At 47.7% G+C, this 16,236-nt stretch carries 14 protein-coding genes; 13 read left to right on the plus strand and 1 reads right to left on the minus strand.

The genetic code is table 11. The features are described from left to right. The first annotated feature begins 6 nt into the window (after positions 1 to 6). The 9 genes from JNUCC21_RS01550 (at position 7) to JNUCC21_RS01590 (ending at position 9,485) form a co-directional block, all read left to right on the plus strand. On the plus strand, positions 7 to 588 hold the full coding sequence (locus JNUCC21_RS01550) for a TerD family protein (RefSeq protein ID WP_007409047.1): 582 nt from the start codon (positions 7 to 9) through the stop codon (positions 586 to 588). Positions 589 to 620: 32 nt separating this feature from the next. Beyond that, positions 621 to 1,199 (plus strand): TerD family protein, encoded by a 579-nt coding sequence (locus JNUCC21_RS01555; protein WP_003156645.1) that lies wholly within the window; start codon positions 621 to 623, stop codon positions 1,197 to 1,199. A gap of 38 nt (positions 1,200 to 1,237) precedes the next feature. Then, positions 1,238 to 2,011, plus strand: a complete 774-nt coding sequence (locus JNUCC21_RS01560) for a TerC family protein (RefSeq protein WP_003156644.1) — start codon at positions 1,238 to 1,240, stop codon at positions 2,009 to 2,011. Between the two features lie 69 nt (positions 2,012 to 2,080). Continuing rightward, positions 2,081 to 3,703 (plus strand): YceG family protein, encoded by a 1,623-nt coding sequence (locus JNUCC21_RS01565; RefSeq protein ID WP_025284191.1) that lies wholly within the window; start codon positions 2,081 to 2,083, stop codon positions 3,701 to 3,703. A gap of 7 nt (positions 3,704 to 3,710) precedes the next feature. Continuing rightward, complete coding sequence (locus JNUCC21_RS01570; protein ID WP_007609246.1) at positions 3,711 to 4,799, plus strand: toxic anion resistance protein; 1,089 nt, start codon at positions 3,711 to 3,713, stop codon at positions 4,797 to 4,799. A gap of 115 nt (positions 4,800 to 4,914) precedes the next feature. Then, positions 4,915 to 6,117: an MFS transporter gene (locus JNUCC21_RS01575; protein WP_039062546.1), complete on the plus strand. Its 1,203-nt coding sequence runs from the start codon at positions 4,915 to 4,917 to the stop codon at positions 6,115 to 6,117. A 381-nt stretch (positions 6,118 to 6,498) separates the two neighbouring features. After that, the gene (gene opuAA / locus JNUCC21_RS01580; RefSeq protein ID WP_003156640.1) at positions 6,499 to 7,755 is read left to right on the plus strand and encodes a glycine/proline betaine ABC transporter ATP-binding protein OpuAA; all 1,257 of its coding nucleotides are present in this window, start codon (positions 6,499 to 6,501) and stop codon (positions 7,753 to 7,755) included. Next, a complete protein-coding gene (gene opuAB, locus JNUCC21_RS01585; RefSeq protein WP_003156639.1) occupies positions 7,756 to 8,604 on the plus strand; it encodes a glycine/proline betaine ABC transporter permease subunit OpuAB in 849 nt (282 codons plus the stop codon). Further along, positions 8,604 to 9,485, plus strand: a complete 882-nt coding sequence (locus JNUCC21_RS01590; RefSeq protein WP_007409051.1) for a glycine betaine ABC transporter substrate-binding protein — start codon at positions 8,604 to 8,606, stop codon at positions 9,483 to 9,485. The genes opuAB and JNUCC21_RS01590 overlap by 1 nt, the downstream gene beginning before the upstream one ends. A gap of 34 nt (positions 9,486 to 9,519) precedes the next feature. On the opposite strand, the gene JNUCC21_RS01595 is transcribed toward JNUCC21_RS01590, so the two are convergent. After that, positions 9,520 to 10,641 carry a M20 peptidase aminoacylase family protein gene (locus JNUCC21_RS01595; RefSeq protein ID WP_039062549.1) on the minus strand — a complete coding sequence of 374 codons (1,122 nt, stop codon included), beginning with the start codon at positions 10,639 to 10,641 and terminating at the stop codon, positions 9,520 to 9,522. A gap of 133 nt (positions 10,642 to 10,774) precedes the next feature. Between JNUCC21_RS01595 and JNUCC21_RS01600 the strand changes: the two genes are divergently transcribed. The 4 genes from JNUCC21_RS01600 (at position 10,775) to JNUCC21_RS01615 (ending at position 16,221) form a co-directional block, all read left to right on the plus strand. Next, a complete protein-coding gene (locus JNUCC21_RS01600; protein ID WP_369878507.1) occupies positions 10,775 to 12,208 on the plus strand; it encodes a YfcC family protein in 1,434 nt (477 codons plus the stop codon). A gap of 91 nt (positions 12,209 to 12,299) precedes the next feature. Next, positions 12,300 to 12,788 carry a DUF6773 family protein gene (locus tag JNUCC21_RS01605; RefSeq protein ID WP_020955284.1) on the plus strand — a complete coding sequence of 163 codons (489 nt, stop codon included), beginning with the start codon at positions 12,300 to 12,302 and terminating at the stop codon, positions 12,786 to 12,788. 229 nt (positions 12,789 to 13,017) lie between these two features. Further along, positions 13,018 to 14,997, plus strand: coding sequence for a starch-binding protein (locus tag JNUCC21_RS01610; protein WP_369878508.1), 1,980 nt, complete (start codon positions 13,018 to 13,020; stop codon positions 14,995 to 14,997). Between the two features lie 270 nt (positions 14,998 to 15,267). Then, a complete protein-coding gene (locus tag JNUCC21_RS01615; protein ID WP_011996292.1) occupies positions 15,268 to 16,221 on the plus strand; it encodes an L-lactate dehydrogenase in 954 nt (317 codons plus the stop codon). The last annotated feature ends 15 nt before the right edge of the window (positions 16,222 to 16,236 follow it).

A 16,236-nucleotide genomic window follows, 5' to 3' on the forward strand; every position in this document is an offset into this window, starting at 1 on the left:
GCACACATGGCAATTTCATTGGCAAAAGGACAAAAAGTAGATTTGACTAAAACAAATCCGGGTCTTTCTAAAGTCGTTGTCGGCCTTGGCTGGGATACAAACAAATACGACGGCGGACATGATTTTGATTTAGATTCCAGCGTCTTTCTATTAAATGAAGCAGGAAAATGCGCGTCGCCTGATGATTTCATTTTCTATAATCAGCTTGAAGGCGGAAACGGCTCTGTCGCACATTCAGGCGACAACCTGACAGGCCAGGGCGAAGGCGATGACGAAAGCGTAAGAGTCAACCTGAGCGCGGTGCCCGCGGCTATTGACAAAATTTCATTCGTCATCACGATTCATGAAGCGGAAGCGCGCGGCCAAAACTTCGGACAAGTTTCCAACGCGTTCGTGCGCATTGTCAATGAAGAAACAAATGAAGAGCTGATCCGCTACGATCTGGCTGAAGATTTCTCAATTGAAACAGCCATTATCGCAGGGGAGCTTTACAGACATAACGGCGAATGGAAATTTTCCGCGATCGGCTCAGGCTACCAAGGCGGACTGGCCCGTATTGCGACAGATTACGGCCTGCAAATCGGCTGAACCATATCAAACACAGAAGGGAGAGACGGCACATGGCTATTCAATTGGCGAAAGGACAGCGTGTTGATCTGACAAAAACGAACCCCGGCCTTACAAAAGCGGTGATCGGTTTAGGCTGGGATACGAACAAGTACTCCGGAGGGCATGACTTTGACCTTGACGCGTCGGCTTTTCTTGTCGATGCCCATGACAACTGTGTAAATGATCTTGATTTTGTTTTCTACAATAACCTGGAACACCCAAGCGGGGGCGTCATCCATACGGGAGACAACCGGACGGGCGAGGGCGAGGGAGACGATGAACAAATTATCGTCGACTTCTCAAAAATACCCGCAAATATTGAAAAGATCGGCATCACCGTCACGATTCATGATGCGGAAGCGCGCGGCCAAAATTTCGGACAAGTTTCGAACGCGTTCGTGCGCGTCGTCGATGAAAACAGCCAGAATGAACTGCTTCGTTTCGATTTAGGAGAAGACTTCTCGATTGAAACGGCGGTTGTCGTTTGTGAGCTTTACCGACATGGGGCTGAGTGGAAGTTTAACGCCATCGGCAGCGGGTTTTCCGGCGGTCTGGCATCACTTTGCCGGAATTACGGCTTGCAGGTGTAAGCAGGAAATTACCGTTTTACTAAATAGGAGGAAAAAACTTGGATTTTCTACATCATATTATGTCGACCTACGCTTCCTTTTTTGATTGGAAAATGTGGGGTGAGGTGCTGACTGACCCTGTATCATGGGGGCTGATCGGTTCCTTGGTTCTGCTGGAAGGGCTGCTGTCGGCCGACAATGCGTTAGTGCTTGCGGTGATGGTAAGGCATCTGCCTGAAAAACAGCGGAAGAAAGCATTAACATACGGATTGTTCGGGGCATATATTTTCCGTTTTATCTTTATCGGGATCGGAATGCTGCTCATTAAGTTCTGGTGGATTAAAGTGCTTGGCGCGCTGTACCTGGCTTGGCTCGTCATTAAGCATTTCTGGATCGGAGAAGGTGATGACGATACGGAAGGCATGAAGAAAAATTCATGGATGGTCCGTACGTTCGGAATTTTCTGGGCCACTGTCGTTTCAGTTGAGTTAATGGATTTGGCCTTCTCTGTTGACAGCATTCTGGCCGCGTTTGCGGTATCGGAAAAAGTGTGGGTGCTCTTGATCGGCGGTATGCTTGGCATTCTCATGATGCGTACAGTCGCAAAAGTATTCCTTGTTTTAATTGATAAAATCCCTGAGCTTGAAAATACGGCTTTTGTGCTGATCGGGATTATCGCCGTGAAAATGGCGGCGAGCGCCTTTGATTATGAAATGCCGCACGTGGTGTTCTTCGGAATCATCATCGCTGCGTTTGTGGTAACGTTTATTATCCACTATTTCAACAAACAAAAGCAGGTTCAGGAGCAAACGGCTGCATCTAAAGAAGAATAAAACAAAAAAGGAGGGAGAGTTCATTTCCTTCCTTTTTTGTACCGATCATGAAGAGAAAGGAGGAAAATGATGAGGCAGGAAGAATTGGTGATCCGAAAGGCAGAGCCGGAAAACGATGACTGGGAAACGTTTCTGCTGCGGCCGCTGCCGGAACGTCCCGGTTACGAGCGGGAAAACGGGCTGGCGTTTACCCGGCTTGCCGTCCGGATTTTGGGCACTCCTTATGATGAGACGGAGTATTACAATAAGCTTTTCGAGCTGTCTTCTCATGAAAACATCCATGTGTTAAGCGAGACGCTGGATAAGACCATCGCGCCTGAAACGTTTCAGGCGCTCCAGCACATCCATTCGGTCAATCAAAAAGAGAAAGGGCTTTCGGTTTCCAGATTTGTCGCGTTTCTCGATGGGGGCAGGCTGCTTGCCAAACACGCTGATCCGCTTATGCACCGCCGGCTGAGAACCGCGTTTATGACGCTTTTGGAAACCTTTGCGGACCGGCATGAAAATGGGCTGAATCATCCCGATTTCCGGCGTGTGCTCTTGGATGTGTCAAAGTTTTCGCTGAACCACCTGAATCCATGGCTCGAACAAGCCGATATAGAGCGTGAGATGCCGAAGGTGGTGTGGTATGGAGACGCTACCAAAAGCCAGCTCTATTTTCTCTATTATCTCATGCTGATCGGCTGTGATGTCCTATTGTTTCATCCGGCTGCGGAAGACCCGTTCAGCTTGATTGATCCGGATGAGGAACTCAGCTTTGTGATAAAGCTCCCCGCAACAGGCGGCCTTGAGCCATTCCCGAAAGAAAAGCCGGACAGAACGTCCACGACGGCCTACCGGTCAACGAAAGAAATTGAGCATGTGCTGAACCATGAGGAATCTATGATGTATAAGCCTTGGCAGTTCAGGGATCATACCCCGCAGTCCGTGACATTAAAAACGACGTATGATGAGTTATTTCTCATTGCGAAGGAGCGGGCGTTTATCCGGCCGCAATTTAAAGCGGACAGGGAGCGGGTGGCCGTTCCGAACCTTTTTGCGAAAGTGATGGGGGTTTCCAAAGATACGAAAGAATATTGGAACAGACTCCATACCGCCGCAGACTATCAGGAGACACACATGATCCGCAGTTTTCCGTTTACGGAAGAGCTGAAAGCCAACTACCAGTATCACTACAGTCAGGTTTTGAACGAAGAAGGAGCGATTGACGCGGACAGGCTGAAAAGAAGCAACATCTGGCAGTACAAGCATCTCCCGTCAGGCGTGCAGAACGCCATCGCCAATGTGATTTCTGACATGTGCAGAAACCCAGGGCTGAAGGCTTTGCCCGGGGAGCAGGCAAGGGATGCCGCAATCTATTTGTTCCGCCAGGCGACGAACCTGCCCGCTTCGCTGCTGCAATTGATTCAGACGTTTGATTACGCCCAAACCGTTCCGAAACTCGTTTTATATCATACGGAACAAAATGGCGAACTTACACGTTCTGACGCCGCCGCTCTATTGTTTTTAAATAAATTCGGCGTCGATATCATCTTGTATAATCCGCCGGGCCATCAGGACATTGAGCATTATATTGAAGAAAGCCAATTTGATGTCCATTGGCTGGAGGACATGGTATTTCGGCAGGAATATAAGGAGCCGTCACTCGTAAGAAAGCTGTTTAGAACCATTACGCAAAAGCAGGGAGAGTAAATAAAACATGACAGAAAATCAAAATCCGCTTGTTCTTGATAAAAATGAAGAGATTTCTGAACAAAAAGCAGATGACATCAGGGTGCAGCTGCGCCAAGATCCTGAGGTGCAGCGCATTTCACAGCAGATTGACGTGAAAAACCAAATGGAGCTGCTTGAGTACGGAAAAGAACCGGCAGTTGAAATCTCGAAGTTCTCCGACCGCATCTTAAATATGATGAAAACAACAAGTGTCACGGATTCAGGCACAATGCTGACGCAGCTCGGAAAAATCATGGACCGTTTTGACAAAAATGATTTCGATGAACCAAAAGGATTTCTCGCTAAAATGTTCAAACGCGGCAACAGCATGATTGAAAAGATTTTTCAAAAGTACCGCACCCTGGGCGGAGAAATTGAAAAAATCCACGTCGAAATTTCAAAATACAAAGATGAAATGGCAAAGACGAACCATACGCTTGAAGAGATGTATGAAAACAACATTAACTACTACATGGAGCTTGAAAAGTATGTCGTTGCCGGGCAGATGAAGCTTGAGGAAATGCAGGCGCTCATTCCTTCTTATGAAGAAAAAGCGGCCGGCGGAAACCAGCTTGCGCAAATGCAGCTTGATACGCTGCGTGACGGGCTTCAGGCGCTTGAGGAACGTGTCTATGATTTAGATATGGCGCGGATGGTGGCGCTGCAAACGGCGCCGCAGATCCGCCTCCTTCAGCGCGGAAATACGAAGCTCATCGGGAAAATCAATTCCGCTTTCGTCATTACGATTCCGATTTTCAAAAACGGCATCATTCAGGCTGTCACAGTCAAACGGCAAAAGCTTGTGGCTGATTCAATGAGCGAGCTGGACCGCCGCACGAATGAAATGCTGAAGCGAAACGCTGAAAATATCTCAAACCAAAGCGTGGAGATTGCCCGTATGGCAGGCCGTCCGAGCATTGACATTGAGACGATTGAAACGTCTTGGAATACGATTGTCAGCGGTATGCAGGAAACGAAACAGATCGAAGAAGAGAACAGACGTATCAGAGAAGACGGCGCGAAACGGATTCAACAGCTTCAGGATAATATTAAAAACGCAGTCTTAAAGAATTAACACACACCCCGCTTGCTTACGGCAAGCGGGATTTTTTTGCGAAAAAAGATAATGACAATGTGTAAAGACAGGTGTAAACTTATACGGTAATCATTTTCGATTTGAGGTGCTGCTTATGAACAAACAACCTGCCGTCACTCCGCGAAAACTTCTGGCGATTGCCGGAATGGGCTGGCTGTTTGATGCGATGGATGTCGGAATTTTATCGTTTATTATCGCCGCGCTTCACACTGATTGGAATTTAACACCCGATCAAATGAAATGGATCGGAAGCGTCAATTCCATCGGTATGGCAGCGGGCGCCTTTGTATTCGGAATGCTGGCCGACAGGATCGGCCGGAAAAAAGTGTTTATGATCACGCTGTTATTCTTTTCTGTCGGAAGCGGCATATCCGCTTTCGCAACGGGATTGACGGTTTTTCTCATATTGCGTTTTCTGATCGGAATGGGGCTTGGCGGGGAACTGCCTGTCGCCTCAACGCTCGTGTCAGAAGCGTCCGCTCCCGAAAAGCGGGGACGGATCATCGTGCTGCTTGAGAGCTTTTGGGCCGCGGGCTGGCTTCTTGCGGCGGTGATTTCCTACTTTGTCATACCGTCATTCGGCTGGCAGGCCGCGCTGCTCTTAACGGCGCTGGCCGCATTTTATGCGCTGTACTTGCGGAAAAGCCTTCCGGAATCACCGGCGCATCAGGCATTGCCGCAGAAAAAAAGCATACGCGGGCAGGCGGGAAGTGTCTGGACGAAACCGTATATCCGGTCGACGGTGCTGCTGTCTGTCGTTTGGTTCTGCGTCGTCTTTTCTTATTACGGCATGTTTTTATGGCTGCCGAGCGTGATGCTGATGAAAGGCTACAGCATGATTGAGAGCTTCGAATACGTCCTTCTGATGACACTTGCCCAGCTTCCCGGATATTTCTCTGCGGCGTGGCTGATCGAAAAAGCGGGGCGGAAGACCATCTTAGTCATCTATTTGCTCGGAACGGCGGGCAGCGCTTATTTCTTCGGTGCCGCGGATTCATTGGGCATGCTGCTCACAGCCGGCATGCTGCTGTCCTTCTTCAATCTCGGCGCATGGGGCGTGCTTTACGCCTATACACCGGAGCAGTATCCTGCGGCGATTCGTGCGACCGGTTCCGGCACAACGGCGGCCGTCGGCAGAATCGGCGGCATTTTCGGTCCGCTTCTCGTCGGATCGCTTGCAGCCCGGAACGTTTCGTTTACAGTGATTTTCGCCGTCTTTTGTGCGGCCATCCTGATTGCCGTCATCACCATTATTATTCTCGGAAAAGAAACGAAACAGACAGAGCTTGCGCAATGAGCACCCTTTTGGGGTGCTTTTTTTAGTGAGCTGTCTGTTGACAGACCTATATTTTTCCTTAATATTCCTTATTTTTAGGAGGGGAAAACTTCTTTTTTCAGGACAATGTCGCGAAAAAATTCTTGTTTTTGTAAAAAAAGGATAGGAAATCAGTTTGCAGCACATTCGATGGAAACGTTCTCAAGCCTGATAAAATCCCGATTTACTTTATAATTTATCCTCAATAAGGAGGATTAGAGAGTATTTAGAAGCATACCAGAGGAAAATAAGACACAGGGATGTTTTTAAAGTAATGATACAAAATAAACGGGATTATGATGTTTGTTTGACTTATTACAAACGTGTTACGGTATTAAAGATTGCTTATTATGGAGGGAAAATATGAATTTGGATGAGAAACCAATTAAGATAAAAGTCGAAAATGTATCTAAGGTTTTCGGAAAACAGACAAAAAAAGCCATTCAGATGCTGTCCAGCGGAAAAAACAAAAAAGAGATCCTGAAAGCGACCGGATCAACCGTTGGTGTCAATCAAGCAAACTTTGATGTATATGATGGGGAGATATTTGTCATCATGGGTCTATCGGGGAGCGGTAAATCAACTTTAGTTCGGCTGTTAAACCGGCTTATTGAACCGACTGCCGGGAATATTTATATTGATGGTGACATGATAACAAATATGTCAAAAGACCAGCTCCGGGAAGTGCGCCGGAAAAAAATCAGCATGGTCTTTCAAAAATTTGCACTGTTTCCGCACAGAACGATTCTTGAAAATACGGAATACGGCCTGGAGCTTCAAGGCGTCGACAAAAAAGAGCGTGAGCAAAAAGCGCTTGATTCGCTTAAACTTGTCGGTCTTGAAGGCTTTGAACACCAATTCCCAGATCAGCTCAGCGGAGGAATGCAGCAGCGTGTCGGACTTGCCCGCGCATTGACGAATGATCCTGACATTCTTCTGATGGATGAAGCTTTCAGTGCGCTTGATCCGCTGATCCGCAAAGACATGCAGGATGAGCTTTTAGACCTTCATGACTCTGTCGGCAAGACGATCATCTTTATCACGCATGATCTTGATGAAGCATTGCGCATCGGCGACAGAATCGTGCTGATGAAAGACGGTAACATCGTTCAGATCGGGACGCCTGAAGAAATTCTGATGAGCCCGTCCAATGAATACGTTGAGAAATTCGTTGAGGACGTTGATTTATCCAAAGTTCTGACAGCGGGCCACATCATGAAGCGCGCTGAAACCGTGCGGATTGACAAAGGGCCTCGTGTAGCGCTGCAGCTCATGAAGAATCTCGGTATTTCTTCTATTTACGCCGTTGATAAACAGAAACAGCTTCTCGGCGTCATTCACGCGGCGGATGCGAAAAAAGCGGTGGAATCCGACTTATCGCTTCAGGATATTTTAAATACTGAATTTACGACTGTGCACGAAAGCACATACTTGACGGAAATTTTCGATGTCGTGTCTGATGCGAATATTCCGATCGCCGTCACGGACGATAAGGACCGCATGAAAGGCATTGTCGTAAAAGGCGCATTAATCGGCGCGCTTTCAGGAAATAACGATTATATAAATGTTGAAGATTCTGCTGAACAAGCTCAGGATTCTTCTGTTCAGGGGGTGAAGTAAATGGACAGATTGCCTAGAATTCCGTTAGCAGATATCGTTGACCGGTTTGTTGACTGGCTTACCATGACGTTCGGAGGTTTCTTTGACGGAATCTCAAACGGTTTGGCCGCTTTCGTAAACGCGATTGTGAGCGGTTTGGGTTTCATCCCGTCTATTTTATTGACTGTTATTTTTGCAGCTCTCGCTTGGTGGATCAGTACGAGAGGAATTGCACTCTTTACGTTAATCGGATTCCTTGTTATTGATTATTTGGGCTATTGGTCGCCGATGCTGCAAACGTTGGCGCTTGTCGTCACATCTGTTTTGATTTCCATTATTATCGGGGTTCCGATCGGCATATGGGCGTCTCAGAAAGAAACGGTCCGCCGCATTGTTACACCGATTCTGGATTTAATGCAGACCATGCCGGCTTTCGTATATCTGCTGCCTGCAATTTTCTTCTTTAATATCGGGGTTGTGCCAGGCGTCGTGGCATCTGTTATTTTCGCGATGCCTCCGACGATCCGCATGACGGTTCTCGGTATTAAACAAGTTCCGGCTGATTTGATCGAAGCGACGGAAGCATTCGGTTCAACGACGTCTCAGCGTCTGTTCAAGGTGCAGCTTCCGCTTGCCACAAAAACAATTCTTGCCGGTATTAACCAAAGCATCATGCTTGCTTTGTCAATGGTCGTTATCGCGGCCATGGTCGGTGCGCCGGGTCTCGGTTCTGAAGTATACAGCGCCGTGACACAGTTGAAAACCGGTGTCGGAGTGGAAGCGGGTATCGCGATCGTTATCGTAGCGATTACACTCGACCGTATCACGCAAAACATTAAAGTGAAGAAGAAGAGCAGGGGGAATGCCTGATGCTTAAGAAAATCATCGGTGTCGGCGTTACCGCTGCGCTGGCTCTTTCTTTGGCTGCCTGCGGTTCGCAGACTGATGGTAAGGCAACGGCTGCGGACCAGGTGAACAAAACCATTATCGGTATTGATCCGGGATCGGGGATCATGGCCCTGACGGATGAGGCCGTGAAGGATTACGGATTGAAAGACTGGAATGTCGTCACGGCGTCAAGTGCCGCCATGACGGCGACATTGAAGAAATCATATGACCGGAAAAAGCCGATCATCGTAACGGGCTGGACGCCGCACTGGATGTTCTCCAGATACAAGCTGAAGTTCCTTGATGATCCGAAAAAAACGTACGGAACTGCCGAGCAGATTCATACAATTACAAGAACCGGCTTCAGTAAGGAACAGCCTAACGCGGCCAAAGTTCTCAGCCAGTTCAAATGGACGCAGGACGATATGGGAGAAGTCATGATTGCCGTTGAAGAAGGCGAAAAGCCGGCCAAAGCCGCTGCTGAATATGTGAAAAAACACAAAGACCAAGTGGCTCAATGGACAAAAGGCGCCCATAAAGTTAAAGGGGATAAAATTAACCTGGCTTATGTGGCATGGGACAGTGAAATCGCAAGTACGAATGTAATCGGAAAAGTATTTCAAGACCTCGGCTATGACGTGAAGCTGACGCAAGTGGAGGCAGGACCGATGTGGACTGCGATTGCGACAGGCAGCGCGGATGCGTCATTGTCTGCTTGGCTTCCGAATACCCATAAGGCATATGCGTCTAAATATAAAGGCAAATATGAAGATGTAGGAACGAGTCTGACAGGCGTCAAGATGGGTCTGGTCGTTCCTCAGTATATGAAAAACGTCAATTCAATTGAAGATTTGAAGAAATAACGAAGAAAAGCAGCCCTGTAACGGGCTGCTTTTTTTATGCTTCAAACGATTTGAGGACGGCAGCCGTTAATATCTCAACGCCTGTAAAGATGGCGCTTCGGTCAAATGTCATTTGGGGATGGTGAAGCCCCGGCTGCAGACCGCATCCTAGGCCGAGCATCGTCGTTTTTAAGTTCGGCACCTTTAACCCGTAAAAGTGAAAATCCTCTCCTCCGGTTGTCAAAAGAGGTTCATCCACATGTTCTTCTCCGAGAATGCCGCTTATCGCAGATGCCATGATGGCTTCCGCCTCCTTGTTTCGCTCGGCTGCCGGGAGGCTGTGTTCTTTTTGCAGTTCGATTTTTGCTCCGAATGCGGCAGCCGCCGCCTCACAGGCTCTTTCGGTTTCGGCGGTTAATTTCTCCATGGCGGCATTGGTTTGTGCGCGGAGATCAAGGCTGAACGATGCTTTTCCCGGAATGATATTGGAACTCTCACCGCCTGCCTGAAGCTTTGTCATCTTCACGGAATGCGGGATGCCGGGATCAAGATGAATGAAGCTGAGTTTTTGGACGAGAAGAGCGGCGATTTCGATACTGTTAAGGCCGAGATGCGGTCTCGCGCCGTGGGCTTCTTCTCCGATAATCAGGCCTTCTATATGCTGGCTTGAGCCATGCAGAATGGACGGTGCGCATCGGCCGTTTGCCGTTTCCTGTACGGGGCGCACGTGCACGCCGTATAAGAAGTCAACATCATCCAGTACGCCTTTTTCAATCATTTTCAGCGCTCCGCCTCCTTTTTCTTCAGCCGGCTGAAAAATAAAGCGGATGGTGCCCTTCGGAAGTTTCGGCTGACTCTTTAAAAGCATCATCGTGCCGAGCGCCATCGTCATATGTGAATCATGTCCGCATGAATGGTTCGCCTGAAAGACACCGTCCACTTCCTGCCACAGCGCGTCAATATCCGCCCGGACAGCCACAACGGGCGAGCCTTCTCCGATTTCGCCGACAACACCGGTACAATCATCAAACGTGCGGGTCCGGCAGCCGGCCTCTTTCAGTTTTTCAGTCAGATATTCAGTTGTTTGATATTCTTTCCAGCTTACTTCGGGATTGGCGTGCAGGTGGTCAAAAATATCCATAATGACTTGCTTTTCATGCGCTGTGAGTCTGTTCATGCCGTAAGTCCTCCTTCAAAAGCTGTCTATTTTTTATTTTTGATATTGAAAACAGGCAATCGGTCTGTATATAATATAGCACATATCTGTATTTTCTGAATAGTTTATAAATTTAAAGCGGGATGGTGATGTTATGGCTGTGCCGAAGGCCGAACCTGTATTGAAAAAGAAGAAATTGTTTGTGATGCCTGATGCTTATGTGCTGCTGTTCATTGTCGCTTTACTATGCGCGATAGCGTCGTACATCGTTCCCGCGGGGGAATTTGACAGGGTGACAAAGGGCAGTGTGACGTCCGCCGTCCCGGGAAGCTATCATTCTTTAGACCAGTCTCCTGTCAGCCCGATCGCTTTTTTTACCGCGATTCAGGAAGGGATGACAAGTTCCGCGCCGATTATTTTTTTAATCCTGTTTACGGGCGGCACCATTGCGATTTTGGAGAAAACGGGCGCCATCAATGGATTGATCAGTAATGTCATCAGTACGTTCCGCACAAAACAGCTGCTGTTTATTGCGATTGTCGGATCTCTATTTTCGATCCTCGGCACAACCGGCATCGTCGTTAATTCCGTGATCGGTTTTATTCCGATCGGCCTGATCGTCGCCCGCTCGCTGAAATGGGACGCCGTGGCCGGAGCGGCCGTCATTTATATCGGCTGCTATGCCGGGTTTAACGCGACGATTTTATCACCTTCACCGCTCGGGTTATCACAAAGCATCGCGGAGCTGCCGCTGTTTTCCGGTATCGGCCTGCGGATTGCCGTCTACATTTGTTTTCTGTTATCATCTATTTTATATATTTATCGGTATACGAGAAAACTCAGAAAAGCAAAGGACGCCAGTCTGCTGGGGAACGATTGGTTTCCGGCGGCAGGTTCATTCCCGCAGGTTTCTGAGCCGGAGGACAAGCATGTCCCGTTTACCGTCCGCCATAAATTGATTCTGGCTGTTGCGGCTTTGTCTCTTGCCGGCTTTTTATACGGCGCGCTTACTCTTGGCTGGTCTGATTCAGAGATGGCCGCCGTGTTCATTTTTATCTCAATCGTGTCAGGCCTGATTGCGGGAATGGCGGCAAATGATATCGCAAAAACGTTTATTACAGGCTGTCAGGGGCTCGTTTACGGTGCGCTGATCGTCGGAATGGCGAGAAGCATTTCCGTTATCCTGGAACATGGAAAGCTGCTTGATACGGTAGTCAATGGACTTGCGTCACTGCTGCACGGTTTCAGCCCGATGGCAGGCGCCATCGGAATGTATATTTCCAGCGCTCTGCTTCATTTTCTGATTTCATCGGGCTCAGGGGAGGCGGTCGTATTTATTCCGATCTTGGCGCCGCTTGCCGATCTGATGGGCATCACGAGACAGGTCGCGGTTGAAGCGGTCATGCTCGGAGAAGGCGTCGTAAACTGTGTCAATCCGACTTCCGGTGTGCTGATAGCCGTACTGGCTGCCAGCGGCATTCCGTACGTAAAGTGGCTTCGCTTCATGATTCCGCTGGCGCTGATTTGGTTTGTCATCGGTCTCGTGTTTATCTGCATAGGCGTCCTGATCAATTGGGGTCCTTATTAACATTTTTGTCAATGATATTTCGGTTTATCATTATGAATCGGCAAGATATAATGGGAGTTGTAAGCCATTCTTAATAGTACGGGAGGAAGTCATGAATCAGCGTCGGAACGGACTTTCAAACGTGAATGGAAAGAGTGAGAGTGTGAAAGAGAAAGAACGAATGATTTGGTCAGAAGTCGGAATGCTTGTGGGCACACTGTCTTTGCTTGACATCATCGTACGCGGACTTGTTCTGAACTGTCCGTTTAGGGAATGGGCCGGAAGCTTGGCGGTTTTCTTCATTATAATTGTTTATTATTGCATCAGGGCGGGGGCGTCGGGAATGCTCATGCCGAGAATAGACACCAAAGAAGAACTGCAAAAGCGGGTGAAGCAGCAGCGGATAGATTCAATTGCGGTCACTTTTGCGGCAGCGGCGATTACGATGTACGACAGGGGGTTTCCCCATACATTCTTTGCTTGGCTGAAAATGATCTTTCTTTTTATCGTCTGCGGAGGCATTCTGTTTCTGCTTCGGTATGTCATTGTGAAGCTGTCTTACAGAAGAGCGATAAAAGAAATAAAAAAGAAATCATCTTGACAGGTGGTTTCTTTTTTTGTTTGAAAGCGGGAAGTCTTTTTAATTGATAGGAATATAGATTTGAATTCACTCTGTCACGTTGCTTTGATAGAGAGTGTGTGATAAGTTGAAATGTAAGCGTTAACAAAATTCTCCAGTCTTCACAACAGTTGAAAGGAGCTGAAGAAAGAGTAAGAGGAATTTTTGACTCCGCAGTCAGTCTTCAAAAATGAAATAAGGAGTGTCAAAAATGTTTGAAAAACGATTCAAAACCTCTTTACTGCCGTTATTCGCCGGATTTTTATTGCTGTTTCATTTGGTTTTGTCAGGCCCGGCGGCTGCAAACGCTGAAACTGCAAACAAATCGAATAAGGTGACCGCGTCATCGGTCAAAAACGGGACCATCCTTCATGCATGGAATTGGTCGTTCAATACGTTAACACAAAATATGAAAGATATTCGTGATGCGGGCTATGCAGCCATTCAGACGTCTCCGATTAACCAAGTAAAGGAAGGGAACCAAGGAGATAAAAGCATGAGGAACTGGTACTGGCTGTATCAGCCGACATCGTACCAAATCGGAAACCGTTACTTAGGCACTGAACAAGAATTTAAGGACATGTGTGCAGCCGCGGAAAAATATGGCGTAAAAGTCATTGTCGATGCGGTTATCAATCATACTACCAGCGATTATGGCGCGATTTCTGACGAGATTAAGCGTATTCCAAACTGGACCCATGGAAACACACAAATTAAAAATTGGTCGGATCGATGGGACGTCACTCAAAATTCATTGCTTGGGCTGTATGATTGGAATACACAGAATACTGAGGTGCAGGCCTATCTGAAACGTTTCTTGGATAGAGCATTGAATGACGGAGCAGACGGGTTCCGCTATGATGCCGCCAAGCATATAGAGCTTCCGGATGATGGGAATTACGGCAGCCAATTTTGGCCGAATATCACAAATACATCGGCGGAGTTCCAATACGGAGAAATCCTGCAAGACAGCGCGTCCAGAGATACTGCTTATGCGAATTATATGAATGTGACGGCTTCTAACTACGGGCATTCCATCAGATCCGCTTTAAAGAACCGTAATCTGAGTGTGTCGAATATCTCCCATTATGCATCTGACGTGTCTGCGGACAAGTTAGTCACATGGGTGGAATCACATGATACGTATGCCAATGATGATGAAGAGTCCACATGGATGAGTGATGACGATATTCGTTTAGGCTGGGCAGTGATTGGTTCCCGCTCAGGAAGCACGCCTCTTTTCTTTTCCAGACCTGAGGGCGGAGGAAATGGTGTAAGATTTCCCGGAAAAAGTCAAATAGGAGATCGCGGGAGCGCCTTATTTAAAGATCAGGCGATCACTGCGGTCAATACATTTCACAATGTAATGGCCGGGCAGCCTGAGGAACTCTCGAATCCGAATGGGAACAACCAAATCTTTATGAATCAGCGCGGCTCAAAAGGCGTTGTGCTGGCAAATGCAGGATCGTCTTCTGTCACCATCAATACTTCAGCGAAATTACCTGACGGCAGGTATGATAATAGGGCCGGCGCCGGTTCATTTCAAGTAGCGAACGGCAAACTGACAGGTACGATCAATGCCAGATCGGCGGCTGTTCTTTATCCTGATGATATTGGAAATGCGCCTCATGTCTTTCTTGAGAATTACCAAACGGGGGCAGTCCATTCTTTCAATGATCAGCTGACGGTCACCCTGCGTGCAAATGCGAAAACAACAAAAGCCGTTTACCAAATCAATAATGGGCAGCAGACAGCATTTAAGGATGGAGACCGACTAACGATCGGGAAAGGAGATCCAATCGGCACGACTTACAACATTAAATTAACCGGAACGAACGGCGAGGGTGCAGCGAGAACCCAAGAATACACGTTTGTTAAAAAAGACCCGTCCCAAACCAACATCATTGGCTATCAAAATCCGGACCATTGGGGCCAGGTAAATGCTTATATTTACAAACATGATGGAGGCAGGGCCATAGAATTAACCGGATCGTGGCCGGGGAAAGCCATGACTAAGAATGCAGATGGAATGTACACGCTGACGCTGCCTGAGAATGCGGATACGGCCAACGCCAAAGTGATTTTTAACAATGGCAGCGCCCAAGTGCCCGGACAGAACCAGCCCGGCTTTGATTATGTGCAGAATGGTTTGTATAACAATTCTGGTTTGAATGGTTATCTTCCGCAATAATGGATAGGGCTATCATCACATCAGCGTGCCGGAAAACCCCCGCTTCTGGGAAAGGGACAGCGCGTCTTCAATCACGCTGAAAATGTGACAGCATCCTAAAACGGTTCCGTTTTAGGATGTTGTCAACAATCCGGAAACCATCACCGATATTTTTTTGTCCAAAAATCAAACTTTTCTCTTGCAAAAGTTTGTGAAGTATTGCACAATATAAATGTGAAATACTTCACAAGATAAAAACAGACACCACGAAACACTGGAGGATGAGCATACATGATGAACGAACGAGTGAACAAAGTAGCATTAATCGGAGCAGGTTTTGTTGGAAGCAGTTATGCATTTGCGTTAATTAACCAAGGGATCACAGATGAGCTTGTGATCATTGATGTAAATAGAGAAAAAGCCATGGGAGATGTCATGGATTTAAATCACGGAAAGGCATTTGCGCCTCATCCGGTCAAAACGTCTTACGGCACATATGAGGATTGCAAGGATGCCGATATCGTGTGCATCTGTGCAGGGGCCAATCAAAAACCGGGCGAAACGAGACTTGAGCTGGTCGAAAAAAATCTCGCCATTTTTAAAAGCATTGTCGGTGAAGTAATGGCAAGCGGATTTGACGGCATCTTCCTCGTTGCCACAAACCCGGTCGACATTCTCACTTATGCGACATGGACATTCAGCGGGCTGCCGAAAGAACGCGTCATCGGCAGCGGCACGACACTGGATTCTGCGCGATTCCGTTATATGCTGAGTGAATACTTCGGAGCCGCTCCGCAAAACGTACACGCCCACATTATCGGCGAGCACGGCGATACCGAGCTTCCTGTATGGAGTCACGCCAATATTGGCGGAGTGCCGGTGCAGCAATTGCTGGAGAAACATGCAGCTTACAAACAGGACGAGCTGGATCAGATTGTTGACGATGTGAAAAACGCGGCCTACCATATTATCGAGAAAAAAGGTGCGACATATTACGGAGTGGCGATGAGCCTCGCCCGCATCACAAAAGCGATTTTGCGTAATGAAAACAGCATTTTAACCGTCAGCACATATCTGGACGGCCAATACGGTGTAAACGACGTCTTTATCGGCGTTCCGGCCGTCGTCAATCGGAACGGCATCGCAGGTGTGACGGAACTTGAGCTGAATGAAACAGAACAGGCTCAATTCAGCCGCAGCGCAAACGTGCTGAAAGATATTCTCGCTCCGCATTTCGCAGAGTAAACAAAAAAGCAGTAC

Source organism: Bacillus sp. JNUCC-21 (genome assembly GCF_041222765.1).
GTDB lineage: Bacteria > Bacillota > Bacilli > Bacillales > Bacillaceae > Bacillus > Bacillus velezensis.